Annotated in this window: 14 protein-coding genes; 12 read left to right on the top strand and 2 right to left on the bottom strand. The window is 44.4% G+C overall.

The window, feature by feature from the left end:
* Positions 1-179: 179 nt before the first annotated feature.
* The gene (gene ubiG / locus ACF8CV_RS22670) at positions 180-887 is read right to left on the bottom strand and encodes a bifunctional 2-polyprenyl-6-hydroxyphenol methylase/3-demethylubiquinol 3-O-methyltransferase UbiG (protein WP_005483291.1); all 708 of its coding nucleotides are present in this window, start codon (positions 885-887) and stop codon (positions 180-182) included.
* Between the two features lie 309 nt (positions 888-1,196).
* On the opposite strand from ubiG, the gene gyrA reads away from it, so the two are divergent.
* From gyrA to ACF8CV_RS22655, 3 genes are all read left to right on the top strand, one after another.
* Positions 1,197-3,833 carry a DNA topoisomerase (ATP-hydrolyzing) subunit A gene (gyrA, locus tag ACF8CV_RS22665; RefSeq protein ID WP_005494728.1) on the top strand — a complete coding sequence of 879 codons (2,637 nt, stop codon included), beginning with the start codon at positions 1,197-1,199 and terminating at the stop codon, positions 3,831-3,833.
* Between the two features lie 121 nt (positions 3,834-3,954).
* Positions 3,955-4,578 carry a cytochrome c gene (locus tag ACF8CV_RS22660; protein WP_025536648.1) on the top strand — a complete coding sequence of 208 codons (624 nt, stop codon included), beginning with the start codon at positions 3,955-3,957 and terminating at the stop codon, positions 4,576-4,578.
* 32 nt (positions 4,579-4,610) lie between these two features.
* Entirely contained in the window at positions 4,611-5,162 is a 552-nt protein-coding gene (locus ACF8CV_RS22655) for a hypothetical protein (protein ID WP_023585322.1), read from the top strand.
* A 116-nt stretch (positions 5,163-5,278) separates the two neighbouring features.
* Here ACF8CV_RS22655 and nrfA read toward each other — a convergent pair whose 3' ends face one another.
* Positions 5,279-6,688, bottom strand: coding sequence for an ammonia-forming nitrite reductase cytochrome c552 subunit (gene nrfA, locus ACF8CV_RS22650; RefSeq protein ID WP_277762274.1), 1,410 nt, complete (start codon positions 6,686-6,688; stop codon positions 5,279-5,281).
* 468 nt (positions 6,689-7,156) lie between these two features.
* Between nrfA and nrfB the strand changes: the two genes are divergently transcribed.
* From nrfB to ACF8CV_RS22605, 9 genes are all read left to right on the top strand, one after another.
* The gene (gene nrfB, locus ACF8CV_RS22645) at positions 7,157-7,759 is read left to right on the top strand and encodes a cytochrome c nitrite reductase pentaheme subunit (protein ID WP_138937551.1); all 603 of its coding nucleotides are present in this window, start codon (positions 7,157-7,159) and stop codon (positions 7,757-7,759) included.
* A gap of 1 nt (position 7,760) precedes the next feature.
* Entirely contained in the window at positions 7,761-8,447 is a 687-nt protein-coding gene (gene nrfC / locus ACF8CV_RS22640) for a cytochrome c nitrite reductase Fe-S protein (RefSeq protein ID WP_024702494.1), read from the top strand.
* A complete protein-coding gene (gene nrfD, locus ACF8CV_RS22635) occupies positions 8,444-9,415 on the top strand; it encodes a cytochrome c nitrite reductase subunit NrfD (protein WP_138937550.1) in 972 nt (323 codons plus the stop codon). The genes nrfC and nrfD overlap by 4 nt, the downstream gene beginning before the upstream one ends.
* A 9-nt stretch (positions 9,416-9,424) precedes the next feature.
* On the top strand, positions 9,425-11,332 hold the full coding sequence (locus ACF8CV_RS22630) for a heme lyase CcmF/NrfE family subunit (RefSeq protein WP_138937549.1): 1,908 nt from the start codon (positions 9,425-9,427) through the stop codon (positions 11,330-11,332).
* Positions 11,310-11,843 carry a DsbE family thiol:disulfide interchange protein gene (locus ACF8CV_RS22625; protein ID WP_025499586.1) on the top strand — a complete coding sequence of 178 codons (534 nt, stop codon included), beginning with the start codon at positions 11,310-11,312 and terminating at the stop codon, positions 11,841-11,843. Before ACF8CV_RS22630 ends, ACF8CV_RS22625 begins: the two co-directional genes overlap by 23 nt.
* The gene (gene nrfF, locus ACF8CV_RS22620) at positions 11,830-12,240 is read left to right on the top strand and encodes a heme lyase NrfEFG subunit NrfF (RefSeq protein ID WP_138937548.1); all 411 of its coding nucleotides are present in this window, start codon (positions 11,830-11,832) and stop codon (positions 12,238-12,240) included. The genes ACF8CV_RS22625 and nrfF overlap by 14 nt, the downstream gene beginning before the upstream one ends.
* Before the next feature lie 148 nt (positions 12,241-12,388).
* A complete protein-coding gene (locus ACF8CV_RS22615; RefSeq protein ID WP_005483239.1) occupies positions 12,389-12,565 on the top strand; it encodes a hypothetical protein in 177 nt (58 codons plus the stop codon).
* 220 nt (positions 12,566-12,785) lie between these two features.
* On the top strand, positions 12,786-13,442 hold the full coding sequence (ribA, locus tag ACF8CV_RS22610; RefSeq protein ID WP_005457833.1) for a GTP cyclohydrolase II: 657 nt from the start codon (positions 12,786-12,788) through the stop codon (positions 13,440-13,442).
* A gap of 176 nt (positions 13,443-13,618) precedes the next feature.
* Positions 13,619-14,881, top strand: a complete 1,263-nt coding sequence (locus ACF8CV_RS22605) for an imelysin family protein (RefSeq protein WP_208870979.1) — start codon at positions 13,619-13,621, stop codon at positions 14,879-14,881.
* Positions 14,882-14,902: the final 21 nt, after the last annotated feature.

The raw sequence follows: 14,902 nt of genomic DNA, 5'->3' as shown, positions 1-14,902 counted from the left end.
AAAAATTCCTTGATCTTTGCCTGTTTTTATTTGCGAAAAATGGGTTGGTTAAAATGGAATCTAGAGCACGAATTTCATACATAAAAAGACAAAAAAAGCGGCAACTTTGTGCTAACGCTTTTGATTCATTTTATGACTGAAATGTCAATCACAAGAAGGCGTTTTTAATGTAACGCCGTTCAGTATTTTTTAGTGTGGACGATGTAGTTTACATCTACATTACGACCTAGCTTATAGCTGTCATTTAGCGGGTTGTAATGAAGGCCTGTGATGCCCATTTCAGTCAAATCTGTTTGGTCGATCATCTTCATCATTTCAGCAGGTTTGATGAACTTCTCATGATCGTGCGTGCCTTCTGGTACTATCTTCAATAGTTTTTCTGCGCCTACAATCGCAAACAAGTACGACTTGATGTTGCGGTTTAACGTCGAGAAGAATACATGTCCTCCAGGCTTAACCAACGCGGCACATGAACGAATTACAGAGAGTGGGTCTGGCACGTGTTCTAGCATTTCCATGCAGGTCACAACATCGTAAGTCCCCGCATTTTCCGCAGCGTGGTCTTCGATGGTACTTTGGATGTAGGTCAGTTTAGTCCCTGTCTCCAATGCATGTAGGCGAGCAACTTCTAGTGGCTCTTTACCCATATCTAGACCAGTCACGGTGGCGCCTTCCTTTGCCATACTTTCTGCTAAGATGCCGCCGCCACAACCAACATCGAGAACTTTCTTGCCGAAAAGGCCATCGGCTTTTTCTAGGACATAGTTCAAGCGAAGCGGATTAATTTGATGAAGAGGTTTGAACTCGCCTTCTAAATCCCACCAACGAGAAGCCATCTCTTCGAATTTCTTAATTTCACTAGGGTCGACGTTTTGTGCTTTAGTCATGATAGTTATTTTGCTTCGCTAATAGTCCTTTGGAAGGCGAGATTATACTCTAATGGTACGATACGTTTAAACTGCTTCTTTTCTCACAATCGTTACAGGAGACTTTTTTGGCGACAGTTGGTGGAAATATAGTCAGTTTTCAGAAAGATATGGGATGAATGTGCAATTTCTCTTCATTTAACTCATAACGAAGCTCACAACCTGATAAAACGAGCGGGAAAGTGATGCCCCAGTGATGAATTGTGTGTTATATTTTTGCACCTTACACGTATCGTAATTACGATCAGAAAATAGAGGGATAATGGCTCTATGAGCGATTTAGCTAAAGAGATCACGCCCGTAAACATTGAAGATGAGCTTAGAGGTTCATACCTAGACTACGCGATGTCAGTTATCGTGGGTCGTGCTCTTCCAGATGTGCGTGATGGCCTAAAACCAGTACACCGCCGCGTTTTATTCGCGATGAACGTACTAGGCAACGATTGGAACAAACCATATAAAAAATCAGCCCGTGTTGTCGGCGACGTAATCGGTAAATATCACCCACACGGTGATAGTGCTGTGTACGACACAATCGTACGTATGGCTCAGCCGTTCTCACTTCGTTACATGCTGGTCGATGGTCAAGGTAACTTTGGCTCAATCGATGGCGACTCTGCTGCGGCAATGCGTTACACCGAAGTACGTATGGCAAAAATTGCCCACGAACTTTTGGCTGACCTAGACAAAGAAACCGTAGACTACGTACCTAACTATGATGGTACAGAACAGATTCCAGCGGTTCTTCCAACCAAAATTCCAAACCTATTGGTCAACGGTGCTTCTGGTATCGCGGTAGGTATGGCAACCAACATCCCGCCACATAACCTTGGCGAAGTGATCGATGGCTGTCTTGCATACATCAATAATGAAGAAATCACTATTGATGAACTAATGGATTACATCCCTGGTCCAGATTTCCCAACTGCGGCGCTTATCAGCGGTCGTAAAGGCATTGTAGACGCGTACAAAACAGGTCGCGGTAAGATCTACATGCGTTCAAAAGCGGAAATCGAAACAGAGAAAAACGGTAAAGAAACCATCATCGTTACCGAAATTCCTTACCAAGTGAATAAAGCTCGTCTGATCGAGAAGATTGCTGAACTTGTTAAAGATAAGAAAGTTGAAGGCATCAGTGCGCTACGTGACGAATCTGACAAAGATGGTATGCGTATCGTTATTGAATGTAAGCGCGATGCAGTAGGCGAAGTGGTTCTTAACAACCTTTACGCTCAAACTCAGCTACAAACGACTTTCGGTATCAACATGGTTGCGCTGAACAATGGTCAGCCACAGCTATTCAACCTGAAAGATATGTTGAAGTGCTTTGTGGATCACCGTCGAGAAGTCGTGACTCGCCGTACTATCTTCGAATTGCGTAAAGCTCGTGAGCGTGCGCACATTCTTGAAGGTCTTGCACTTGCTCTAGCGAACATCGATGAAATCATCGACCTAATTCGTAAAGCGCCGACTCCTGCTGAAGCAAAAGCTGGTCTTATTGCTCGTGGTTGGGATCTAGGTAACGTAGCAGCAATGCTTGAGCGTGCTGGTACTGATGCGGCTCGCCCAGAATGGCTAGAGCCTCAATACGGTATCCGCGACGGTCAATACTTCCTGACTGAACAACAAGCGCAAGCAATTCTAGATCTACGTCTACATAAATTGACCGGTCTAGAACACGAGAAGATTCTTGCTGAATACAAAGAGCTTCTAGAAGAAATCGCTGAGTTAATGCACATTCTTGCAAGCACTGAGCGTTTGATGGAAGTGATTCGTGAAGAACTAGAAGCAGTTCGTGACGGATTTGCTGATGCACGCCGTACTGAAATCACAGCAGCTAGCCATGACATTGACATGGAAGAGCTGATTGCTCGTGAAGACGTAGTCGTAACTCTATCTCACGAAGGTTACGTTAAGTACCAAATCCTAAGCGACTACGAAGCACAGCGCCGTGGTGGTAAAGGTAAGAGTGCAACTCGAATGAAAGATGAAGACTACATTGAACGTCTTCTAGTGGCGAATACCCACGACAACATTCTATGTTTCTCTACTCGCGGTAAGACTTACCGTCTGAAAGTTTACCAATTGCCACTAGCGAGCCGTACTGCACGTGGTAAACCGATCGTGAACATCCTTCCATTGGAAGATGGTGAGCGTATCACTGCAATTCTTCCGGTTGATGAGTTCTCAGCAGACAAGTTCATCTTCATGGCAACTGGCGACGGTACCGTTAAGAAGACTTCTCTAGACCAGTTTGCGAACGTACGTTCAAACGGTCTAATTGCGGTGAACCTACGTGATGACGATTCTCTAATCGGCGTTGATATCACAACGGGTTCAAGCGACATCATGCTGTTCTCTAAAGCAGGTAAAGTTGTTCGCTTTAGCGAGGACAAAGTACGTGCAATGGGTCGTACAGCGGCAGGTGTCCGTGGTATGAAGCTGGCTGACGACGACCAAGTGGTTTCACTAATCGTTCCGTCTAACGAAGGCGACATCCTAACGGTTACTCAAAACGGTTACGGTAAACGTACTGAATTGGCTGAATACCCAACGAAAGGTCGTGCAACTCAGGGCGTTGTGTCTATCAAGGTTTCTGAGCGTAATGGTCCAGTAGTTGGCGCAGTGCAAGTAGAAGAAGGCGACGAGATGATGATGATCACCGACGCTGGTACTCTGGTTCGTACACGTGTAGCAGAAGTTAGCCAAGTAGGCCGTAACACTCAAGGTGTAACGCTGATCCGTACAGCAGAAGACGAGTCAGTTGTTGGTCTACAACGTATCGATGAAGTTGAAGAAGTGGAATTGCCAGAAGGCGAAGAAGCAGAAACAACAGAAGCGAATGCAGAACAGCAAGCTCCTGAAGCGCCAGCAGCAGACGACGCGGAAGAGGGCAAAGAAGAGTAATCTTCTCCTTCATCGCTAAATATGAAAGCCGAGCAAAATGCTCGGCTTTTTTGTATCTTCATCAACGCAATCTCTCAACCAAACCAGTACACTAAGCTTATGTTTACTCACGGGTATCGCTATGTCTTTATGGTTTTTCATTGCCATCACTTTGATGGGGCTTTTTATCGTCGTTTTGTCACTTAGCGCTTCGAAAGTGAAGCCTACCCAGTGGTTTGGCTTTTGTTTGATGGTGTTAGCACTCACTAGCGCTGGTTACTTATTGTTGAAGCAAACCCCACCGCAACCTATCCAAGCGGAGATAGCTCGAATGATGACCTCGCGAGACATCATGGATGAAATACAGCAACAGCTAAAACAAGAGCCTAATAACGATGAGCTTTGGTTTCAGTTAGGTCAAGGTTATCTGTTGGAGGGAGAATTTGATGCTGCGTTGATTTGTTTCGACTACACACTCCAACTCACTGACAACGTAACCGCGACGCAACTTGCCGCTAAGGCGACAACATTATACTACCTGCATAAACAAGCGATGACTGATGAAGTCAGTTTACTATTAGAACAGGCGTTGCAACTTGAACCTTATAATGAAGCCGCATTGTCGTTGATAGCGAACGATCACTTCATTTCTTTCCGCTTTCAAGAAGCCATCGATACTTGGGTTCTACTCCTAGATTCCAATGACCCCAATTTAGACAGAGTGACGATCATCGAGTCCATCAACAAAGCGAAAAAGCTTATGTAAGTATACAATGTAGAGTAAAGAGGAAAGTCAGTATGAAGAAGCTAGAAGCGGGTTTGTTGGTATTGTTGTGCGGTACAGTGCTGGTGGGATGCTCGTCTCCTTCAACTGGTTCTTCATCTGTCTATTATTCGAGTGGGTATTACGACCCTTGGTGGTATGGTCACGATGACTATTGGATTTACTATTATCCGGGTTGCTGTGACGACGGACATGACCATCGAGAAAAGCTCGAGGCATGGTGGAATAGTCTCGACGACGATCAACAACAGTCAATCAAAGACAAAGTTGAAGATTGGAAAGATGGCGATATGAACGCCAACTTCGATAACATGAAGAGACAACTGGATAACCACTGGAAGACGTTGCCGGATGAACAAAAACAAGCGATTCAAGCAAAATGGCACGAGCGTCCCCAGCGTGTAGAAACAAAAACGTTACCAAAACAAACGACGTTGCCAGAATCAACATTGAAGACACAGCCATTACCCGCGCATAACGTGCCGCGTCCGATTACCAAGCCAAATATTCAGAGACCTCAGACTCGACCAAACATCCAACCGGTGCCAAGAATTCGTCGACGTTAATAGTTTACTTGCATTTTGATGATGTACTTCGACTAGAATGAACTGATGAAAACAAAGGGCGCAGAACGCGCCCTTTGTTGTTGCATCATAGGTGTCGAATCCTATTTTCGATTTGACTAATAGGTTGCTTCTCGCTCCGCTGCTGCTTTATCCCAATTTGGAACCACGGTGTCTAAGAAGTGCTTTTTATCCGCGTTCATTTTTTCCATATCCATTCCTAAAGCTTCTTGGGCTTTTGCTTTGGTCGAGATATCTGGAATTTGAACAGGTTCAGTAATGCCTTTTGTTGCCAGTAAGCGTACCAATTTAGTACGAGCATCGGCGGCGCGATCAACTGCGGTACCGAGAACTTCCAGCGCCACTTCTGGTGCGTGCATGTGAACACCGTGAGAGGCGATCGCATAATCCCAACGCCATTGCGCATGGCGAATATCTTGGAGAATCGGCTTCATTTCTTTTTCCGTTGCTCCTGCTTTCCATGCTTCTCCAGCTTCAAAATGCGCCGCGACAATTTGCTTCTCGGCGGTTAATTTCATGTTCAACACCTGCGCTTTACGTGACGACACGATGTTACGTAGCTGCTCTTTGGTTTGAGTATGGCACTGCGCACATGTGTCTTCGAAGCGGTCGAAAGGATTGCCTACTTTATGATCGGTATAAACGGTACCATCTTCTTTTGTCACCTTCGGCATATGGCAATCGACGCAAACCACTTTGTTTTTGCCGTGAATCCCTTCACGCCAAGTCTCGAAGCCAGGGTGCTGTGCTTTTAGCATCGGTGCTTTAGAAACGGCGTGAGTCCAATCTTTAAAGTCCAACGCATCGTAATACTTCTCCATGTCACCGACCGTCGTACCCATATCCCAAGGGAATTTCACCGCTTTCGTTGGTCCTGTAAAGTAGTATTCGACATGGCACTGAGCACACACAGACGCTTGTTTATCAAGGCGTGACTGTTCATCAAAGTTTTTTCCAATTACATCGAATGCTCGCTCAACATAAGGTCTGGTTAGTGCTAGTTCTGGCTCGCCTTGGTTGAATTTTTCTGAGCGAGTGTCGTGACAATCAGAACAGCCGATAGGATTGACGATTTCTGAGCCTAGACGCGCCCATTTACCAGAGAAGTAGCCATCCTCGCCACGCTCTTCTATCACGCGAGCGACATCAGGACTTTTACAACTCCAACACGCCATTGGCATTGGCCCGGAGTTTTCATCTGCTGGTGCGCCTGTCCTTAAGGTTTGCCTTACATCGTCGAGCGCATAAAAGTGACCTCGAGCCTTGTTGTAATCTTTAGCAAATCCGTAGCCAGCCCAAAGAATCACCATATTTGGGTCTTCACTTAGGGCGTCTTCAATATGTTTACTTTCTGATGTTGCCTTCCAAGAATGATATTGGTCAGGATGGTTTTGTTCGAAGGCGTCATTACGAGGATCAAGTCGATCGTTGTTTTCTGCCGCCAACACAGAGCCGGCCAACAATAATTGGCTAGCGAATAAGGTCGCAACCGCGATAGGTGCGCTCATCCAGTGTTTTATGCTCACGGTGTTATCTCCATATTCATTTTTATTAGCAGCGTTGTGAGAAGCTATTCCAAATAAGAACCGGAGATCTACAAATAATATTATTGTGTAAATAAAGAGATGAAATAGTGAGCGGAATGAGTCTTGCTTTAGATCAATTTACACTAGTGATCTTAATCATGTTTAATTTCATATACCTCTAAAGTGGTATGATTCAATCCCCTTTATTGACAGTAGGTTAGAGGTATAACCATTTTATAAATAAGGTGATTAAGTTCGCTTTTTGAACAGTGCCTTCTACCTCTTAGGAATAATAGGGGTATTATGAATATAGGTTTAGCGTTGTGGCTTTCCAAAATAAGAATTGATGTCATTTGAAGATATAAAAATATCTTCAGAAGAAATTAATTGTCGCTCTATTAAATAGTTGAGAACAGTTATCAATTATTTTAGAGCTAAGGAAAGAAAAATATGGGCAATATAAAATTGACCATAGTGACAATGCTGAAATTTCTCTTCGCCTTTGCCATCTATGGTTTTTCTATCTCCGCCCATGCGATTTCATCAGAGCCTGTTGAGGGTGCACAAAACACTCGCCATCAAGTTGAGCTGATTCGTGACCGAGACTACAAATGTCTTCAATGTCATAAGGATGCCAAAGAAACTCTGAATTTGTCGCATGAGCCAGAAGCGCTGCTTAGCCAAGGTAAAACACTTAACTGCACAAACTGTCACAGCAATATCGGGCCTGATCACCGTGAAGGGGCTCCTGATGTGATCAAGTTTGCTGCTGCGCAATCAAAAGCAGTGCATGACAAGGTTTTTCTTGATCCAAGCACCATTCTCAAAGCGAATAGCCAGTGTGTAGATTGCCACGCTCCAACTCAGTTGAGAGAAAGTAATTGGACGCATGATGTTCATGCTAAAAATTTGACCTGTTCAAATTGTCACGATGTTCACGCTGCCAAAACGAAAGCACTTTCTTACGACGGAAAACAGCTCATCAAACAATGTGTCGATTGCCACTCTCAGTTTGCTGCTGAACCTGAACTTGCAAAAAAAGAGGAGAGATAGCATGAAGTGTTCAAGACGAAATTTTTTAGCCAGTAGCGGCGCATTGATTTTGACCACTGGCGTTGCTGGTACTTCTGTTGTTAGTGCTTCTCTTTATGCCAGTGATAGTGAGCAAACCAAACGTTTTGGCATGGTGCACGATGAAAATGCGTGTATAGGATGTACTGCGTGTACCGAAGCATGTCGCGAAGTGAATAAAGTGCCAGAAGGGGTGACCCGCCTAAAAATTCATCGCAGTGAACCCATTGGGGAATTTCCTGATGTTGAGTACCAGTTTACGCGTGAATCTTGTCAGCACTGTGATAATCCACCATGTGTGTATGTTTGCCCTACGGGTGCTGCGTATAAAGATGAAGCTACGGGCATAGTTGATGTGCACAAAGAGCGATGTGTCGGCTGTGGCTATTGTTTGGCTGCTTGTCCTTATCAAGTGCGCTTTTTCAACCCTGTTGACCATTCTGCAGACAAATGTAACTTCTGCAGTGATACCAACCTGGCGCAAGGTAAGCAGCCAGCTTGCGTGGAATCTTGCCCAACAAAAGCACTCATCTTTGGTGATTTGAATGACCCAACTAGCGAGGTCAGCAAAGTCATTGATAACCATCTTGTGTATCGCGATAAGTCACATTTAGGAACGCAACCTAAGTTGTTTAAAATTCCGCACAACAAAGGGGAGGTGTCATCATGAACGGTTTTGAAAGTGCTTTCCACTTTGATTCATTAGTGTGGGATTGGATCATCGCGATTTACCTATTTTTAGCTGGGATGTCTGCTGGCGCAGTGATGATTTCTATCTATCTTAAACGCAAAGTCATTGAGGGTGATCCGGCGAACAATGGCATTATGAAAGCGATGGCTTGGCTCGCGCCATTTGGCATCATTTCCGGTTTGGTGATTTTGATTTTCCATTTAACTAAGCCACTCCAGTTTTGGAAAATCATGATTTACTACAACCCGACGTCGGTGATGTCGATGGGCGTTGTCTTGTTTCAAGTCTACATGGTTGTGTTGTTTGTTTGGATTGGCGTGCTCTTTCGCCATCAAATCATCAGCTTTTGTGAAGGCAAATTACCGAGCGGGTTACTCGACTTTGTGGATGGCGTTTTGATCAAGGCTGGAAAGGTGAGTAATGCCATCGAGTTGTTCTTGGGTTTCTTGGCGATAGTACTGGCGGCATATACTGGCTTCCTACTATCGGCACTTAAAACCTACCCGATGCTCAACAATCCGGTGTTGCCGATTTTGTTCCTATTCTCAAGCCTTTCTTCGGGCGCAGCGGCATGTTTGATGTTCGGAATCTTAGTGTTTAAAGAGCCGACATCCAGTCCTAGTGTGTCATGGGTGCATGGCTTTGAACGTCCGGTTGTATTATTCGAGTTGTTCGTTTTAGTAACGTTCTTTACTGGCCTGATTTTCAGCGGGGGACAAAACGAAGTCGCAGCTTGGAATGCAATATCCAACGGCTTTTGGGCGCAGTGGTTCTGGGTTGGTGTTGTGTTGATTGGTATGTTGATGCCGCTAACATTGAACTGGTTAATGCCTTCTGAAGTTCGCCATAAAGGTAGTTACGTTTTTGTCGTGACGACATTGAGTTTGGTCGGCGTGCTGATGCTGCGTACGTTCATACTCTATGCGGGTCAAATGACCGTTGTCTAAGGAGGAACAATGGAGGCTGAACTAGGGTTCTTCTTACTGATTTTTGTCGCAATGGGGGCGAGTTGTTCCGCTGTACTGCATTGGTATCGCCGTGCAGCGGCTAAGCCCATCATGTTAGAACACCAACTTGCGACCTCACATCTCATCAGTTTGGCCTCTGTTGTTTGTCTATTACTGCTGATTGTCTGTTTTATCCAAGACAATTTTGCTCTTGAATATGTGGTCACTCATTCCAACAGCCAATTGCCAACCGCTTACAAGGTTGCAGCGGCATGGGGTGGGCACCAAGGCTCCATGCTGTTTTGGGTCGTGACGCTCAGTTTATGGGCATCATACATTGCTCTTAGTTCTCCGATTAACCAATGCTACACCGCAGATTGCCTTGGCATTATGAATGTTCTGATTGCCGTTTTTGCTTGGTTTACGTTAACAACGTCTAACCCTTTTGAGTTCGCAAAAACATTGGCGGTAGAAGGACGTGATTTGAATCCAATGCTGCAGGACATCGGATTGATCATTCATCCGCCACTTTTATATTTAGGTTACGTTGGCTATTCCGCCATTTTGGCGTTTGCACTTGCGGCGTTATTAAGCAAACGGCCTGTCAATGAATGGTACCGTTGTACGCGAAAGGCCGCGTATTTTGCCTGGGGAACCCTGACTGTTGGTATCCTTGTCGGCTCTTGGTGGGCATACAATGAACTTGGCTGGGGAGGCTGGTGGTTTTGGGACCCAGTAGAAAATGCCTCTTTATTGCCGTGGTTAACCGGCACTGCACTCCTGCACAGCGGGGTATTAGCAAAGAAAAATCAGGGAGCGTTGTGGAGTACATACGCGTTGGCGTTTGCGACCTTTAGTTTAAGCATTCTCGGGACATTTATCGTACGTTCTGGCGTATTAACGTCGGTGCATGCTTTTGCTGTGGATCCTACCAAAGGTTTAGCCCTGCTTGCTGTGCTTAGTGCGTTATTATTGATGACGTTTGGCGTACTGATTGTGCGTGGAGATGCCATCAAACCATTTAGATTACGTTCCTTGATCAGTCGAGCTTATATGGTGTATGTGTCCATTGGACTTTTGGTCATATCCACGGCGATCGTCTTTTTAGGTACGTTCTACCCGATGATTTATCAATTGCTAGGGTTGGGAAACATCTCTGTTGGTGCGCCGTATTTTAATAGCTTGATATTTCCTCTTAGTACTTTCGCTTTGTTGGCGTTAGCCATGACGCCAATTTTGCGGTGGACAAAAGGAGTGTGTGCGAACTGGAAAGGGCAATTCGCCTTCGCAAGTACTATCGCTTTAGGTGTCGTAGCCGTCTTTATCTTGTCGGTTAATACCGTGCGTATTGGGACAATCACGAGTGTATTTTTAGCAGCTTGGGTTATTACTACGCACACTATGTTATGGCTGAATGCCGAAAACAAAGGGCCACTAATCAAGATGGTGTTAGCACACGTCGGTTTTTCTTTAGCCGTTGTAGGAGCTGTCTTCAACAGTGAATACTCGTTCCAATACAACTTGCGAGTAGAGCCAGGTGTTTCACATCAAAGAGCAAACATTGGTATCGATTATCAAGGTATAGATTGGATAATAGGGCCAAATTACACCGCAGAACAAGCAAGGATCATTTTGCGCCTTGATGATCAGACTCGCTATGTATTACAACCTGAAAAACGCCATTATCCCGTGCGAGTAATGAACATGACTGAGCCCGCGATTCTGAGTTTATGGCACGGAGACTATTATCTGACGTTGGGAGATAAAGTTGGCACAAACGCTTATGCAATAAAAGTTCAATACCGGGCGGGGATTTGGTGGATATGGTCAGGCGGTTTGATAGCGGTGTTTGGCGCACTGACGACTGTGTATCGCAAAAGAAAGAGGGCCGTGAATGTCACCGAAAACTATGCCTAAACTATTCGGGTTATTTATTGTTGTTGCCGTCTTTTCAGTCGTGGTCGTTGCGGCGTTATCTGACCGTCCACACGTTGAGCAAGCAAAGGAAAGCACGCTAATGGTTCCAAATTTCAGCGCTGTATCGGTTATCTCTGGAAAAGAGGTCACTCAGGTGTTGTTTCAAGACAATGGCTATAAGTTGCTGAATGTGTGGGCGTCATGGTGTGGGATCTGTAAGAAAGAACATGAAACACTTTTGCAGATAGCGGATGCGGGAGTGCCGATCATTGGTTTGAATTATCGAGATAATAACTCTGCCGCTCAAAACTACTTGAGCTCTAAAAACAATCCTTATCAAGAAGTGATTAGTGACCCAAATGGCGAATTAGCGGTTGAGCTGGGAGTGATAGGTACACCAGAAACTTATCTTATTGATCAAAATGGCAAGGTTTTGATCAAATATCGGGGAGCAATCACGATCGACAAATGGAACTCAATATTTTCTAGGTATTTTAATGGCGCTATTTAAATATATATTTATTACCGTTTTTGCACTTGCATTATATTCTCCTGTGAGCAATGGGAGTGAAATTAAGCAGAACGTTGATCTTTTTGAATTTCAATCTGTAGAAGTGCAACAACGAGCAACCTCGCTCGCTAAGACATTGCGCTGCCCACAATGCCAAAACCAGAACTTGATTGAGTCCAATGCGCCAGCGGCTAAAGATCTTCGGTTAAAGGTCTATACCATGATCAATGAAGGTAGCTCCGATCAGCAGGTAAAAGATTATTTGGTTGAACGATATGGAAATATTGTTCTGTATCAACCTCCATTTAATTATTCAACTGCGCTATTGTGGATCTTTCCTATTATATTTTTGATCTTTTTTGCTCTATTTTCGATCCGACTAATCAAGCGAAATTAATGTGACCATTATTCCAGTATGGAAAATAAATTGTGCATATAACAAGCAGAGTGTTATCATTTTTTGGAATTTATGAAGCCTCCAGTATAAAGCTAACGATAAAATTTGAGCTGGAGAAGTAATAAAAGAACAACAGTAGGTGTACGCAGTGGATTCAGTTATATTGCAGTTAAAGAAGGACTTTTATTCGCAGATTCGTGCGTTTCAAACACCGAAGCTGCCACAAGTGACTTCAACTCTCGCCGTCCTAACAGACGAAGAAATTCAAGAACTCGAAGCGGTATGGATAGAATTAGCGGTTTGGAAACGTAGCCAAACTCATTAAGATTCCTTTTCATGCTCTAACCTTTACCAACCCCGGCAAAAATTTGTCTGGGGTTTTTTATTGTAGTTTTATAAAATTGTTATACTATAACAATTCATCAGCGCAGCAAGATAAGTGATCGTCTTTGTTCGCGGAAGGGGATAAGATCAACCCAATTGTGATCTCAACATTGAAAAATGCGGTATCAATCCCCATAGTTGAAGAGCAATAAGTGAATCCCATGAATGCAATAACAAAAACGCATCAAGCGCATCAAGCAATAAATCGAGTGAGTATAGATATGGCGGAAGTACGTGCCAGAGTAGATTTTAAAGTCGGGGCTAAAAGTAATATCGATGCTGAGATCCTGTCTTTCCGTGGCCTTAAGACAGATAAAGAGCATGTGGCAGTTATTTTTAAACAAGCGGATCAAACGCAAGACACGCCGCTAGTGCGTATGCATTCCGAGTGTCTGACTGGCGATGTTTTCCACTCATCTCGCTGTGACTGCGGTGAGCAGTTAGAAGAAACGATCCAACGTATGGGCGAATCTGGCGGCGTGATCCTTTACCTTCGCCAAGAGGGCCGTGGTATCGGTTTGTACAACAAGATTGATGCGTATCGTCTGCAAAGCCAGGGGATGAACACTTACGAAGCAAACAACCATTTAGGCTTTGATGATGATTTAAGAGACTTCACCGAAGCGGCACAAATGTTAGAAGCGTTAGGTATCAAGAAAATTCGTCTTGTGACCAATAACCCTAAGAAAATCCGTGAATTAGCGGAGTACGGAATTGAGATTGTCGAAGTTGTCAATACTTCGGCGCACATTAAAGATGGTAATGAAAACTATCTTAGAGCGAAAGTTTCTCACGGCAAACATAACCTAAAGGTTTAATCCTAAAGAGAAAACTGTCAATTATGAATGTTAAAAGCCTCACAGTGATGAGGCTTTTTTTGTATCTGGAGTTGCAAATAAATTGTAAATTTGTATTATCTCGTGACTAAAAGTGCAAATAAGAATAATTAGCACTACGAATATAACAAATAAATTGCTCAACAAGGATGCTTCAGATGAATGCAAAAACAGTATTAGTCCAATCTATTGCTGCTTCACTCCTCATTGCCAGTGGTACTACCGTTGCTGCTCAAGTAACAAAACAACAAGTTGTTGAACATTATGCAGATGTGGCTCACGCCGTATTTGCTGACTCACTGACGACGGCAAAAACGTTGGAAGTGAAAATCGATGAATTTTTAAAAGCACCATCTGAGGCAAAGCTTGAAGACGTTAAGCAAGCTTGGCTAGAGTCCCGCGTGCCATACCAACAGTCTGAAGTTTTCCGTTTTGGCAACGCAGTAGTCGACGATTGGGAAGGTCAACTTAATGCCTGGCCACTTGACGAAGGTCTTATCGATTATGTAGCTGCTGACTACCAATATGAGCTTGGTAACGAAGGTGCAGCGGCAAATATCATTGCCAACACAAGCCTAACGATCGGCACGTCTAAGCTTGACGTGGCAAAAATTACTCCAGAATTACTTGCTAGCTTGAACGAAGTAGGTGGCTCAGAAGCAAACGTAGCCACGGGCTATCACGCGATTGAATTCCTTCTATGGGGACAAGATCTGAACGGCACAAATGCAGGTGCAGGTCAGCGTGCTTACACGGACTTTGTTGTTGGCTCTGGTTGTACAAATGATCACTGCGATCGTCGCGGTGAGTACTTAAAAGCCGCGGCCGATCTACTGGTTCAAGATCTTGAATGGATGGAAAAACAGTGGTCTGCTGATGAAAAAGACAACTACCGTCAAGAGCTACTCACAGGTTCTGCAGAGAATGGTCTACGTAAAATGCTGTTTGGCATGGGCTCTTTGTCTTTGGGGGAGTTAGCTGGTGAGCGTATGAAAGTTGCGCTAGAAGCGAACTCTACTGAAGACGAGCACGATTGCTTCTCGGATAACACGCACAACTCGCATTACTACAACGAGCAAGGTATCTACAACGTTTATACGGGTACATACAGCCGCCAAGATGGCACGGTTCTTACTGGTCCAAGTATCGCAAACCTAGTTGCTCAGGAAGATAAGAAAGCCGCTGAAGAAATCCAGAAGCAATTTGACGTAACACGCAGTCAAGTTGGTGAGTTGGTGACTTCTGCTGAAAAACACAATCAGCATTTCGACCAACTTATTGCCGCGGGTAATGCTCAAGGCAACGCACTGGTTAACGACACCATCATGGCGTTGGTTGCACAAACCGGTGCTATTGAGCGTGCAGCGGGTATTGTCGGCATCGATAGCCTAAGCCCAGACACCGCAGACCACGAGTTTTAAGAACACATAATAATAAACAAG

It is taken from the genome of Vibrio sp. zbq_1 (assembly GCF_043102935.1).
Classification (GTDB): Bacteria; Pseudomonadota; Gammaproteobacteria; order Enterobacterales; family Vibrionaceae; genus Vibrio; species Vibrio parahaemolyticus.
Note: the sequence above shows the minus strand (reverse complement) of the source record. Positions and strands in the feature narration are given on the sequence as shown.

Coding starts and splice junctions, on each gene's coding strand:
- ubiG (WP_005483291.1), bottom strand. CDS start 887: ATGACTAAAGCACAAAACGTCGACCCTAGTGAAATTAAGAAATTCGAA.
- gyrA (WP_005494728.1), top strand. CDS start 1,197: ATGAGCGATTTAGCTAAAGAGATCACGCCCGTAAACATTGAAGATGAG.
- ACF8CV_RS22660 (WP_025536648.1), top strand. CDS start 3,955: ATGTCTTTATGGTTTTTCATTGCCATCACTTTGATGGGGCTTTTTATC.
- ACF8CV_RS22655 (WP_023585322.1), top strand. CDS start 4,611: ATGAAGAAGCTAGAAGCGGGTTTGTTGGTATTGTTGTGCGGTACAGTG.
- nrfA (WP_277762274.1), bottom strand. CDS start 6,688: ATGAGCGCACCTATCGCGGTTGCGACCTTATTCGCTAGCCAATTATTG.
- nrfB (WP_138937551.1), top strand. CDS start 7,157: ATGGGCAATATAAAATTGACCATAGTGACAATGCTGAAATTTCTCTTC.
- nrfC (WP_024702494.1), top strand. CDS start 7,761: ATGAAGTGTTCAAGACGAAATTTTTTAGCCAGTAGCGGCGCATTGATT.
- nrfD (WP_138937550.1), top strand. CDS start 8,444: ATGAACGGTTTTGAAAGTGCTTTCCACTTTGATTCATTAGTGTGGGAT.
- ACF8CV_RS22630 (WP_138937549.1), top strand. CDS start 9,425: ATGGAGGCTGAACTAGGGTTCTTCTTACTGATTTTTGTCGCAATGGGG.
- ACF8CV_RS22625 (WP_025499586.1), top strand. CDS start 11,310: ATGTCACCGAAAACTATGCCTAAACTATTCGGGTTATTTATTGTTGTT.
- nrfF (WP_138937548.1), top strand. CDS start 11,830: ATGGCGCTATTTAAATATATATTTATTACCGTTTTTGCACTTGCATTA.
- ribA (WP_005457833.1), top strand. CDS start 12,786: ATGAATGCAATAACAAAAACGCATCAAGCGCATCAAGCAATAAATCGA.
- ACF8CV_RS22605 (WP_208870979.1), top strand. CDS start 13,619: ATGAATGCAAAAACAGTATTAGTCCAATCTATTGCTGCTTCACTCCTC.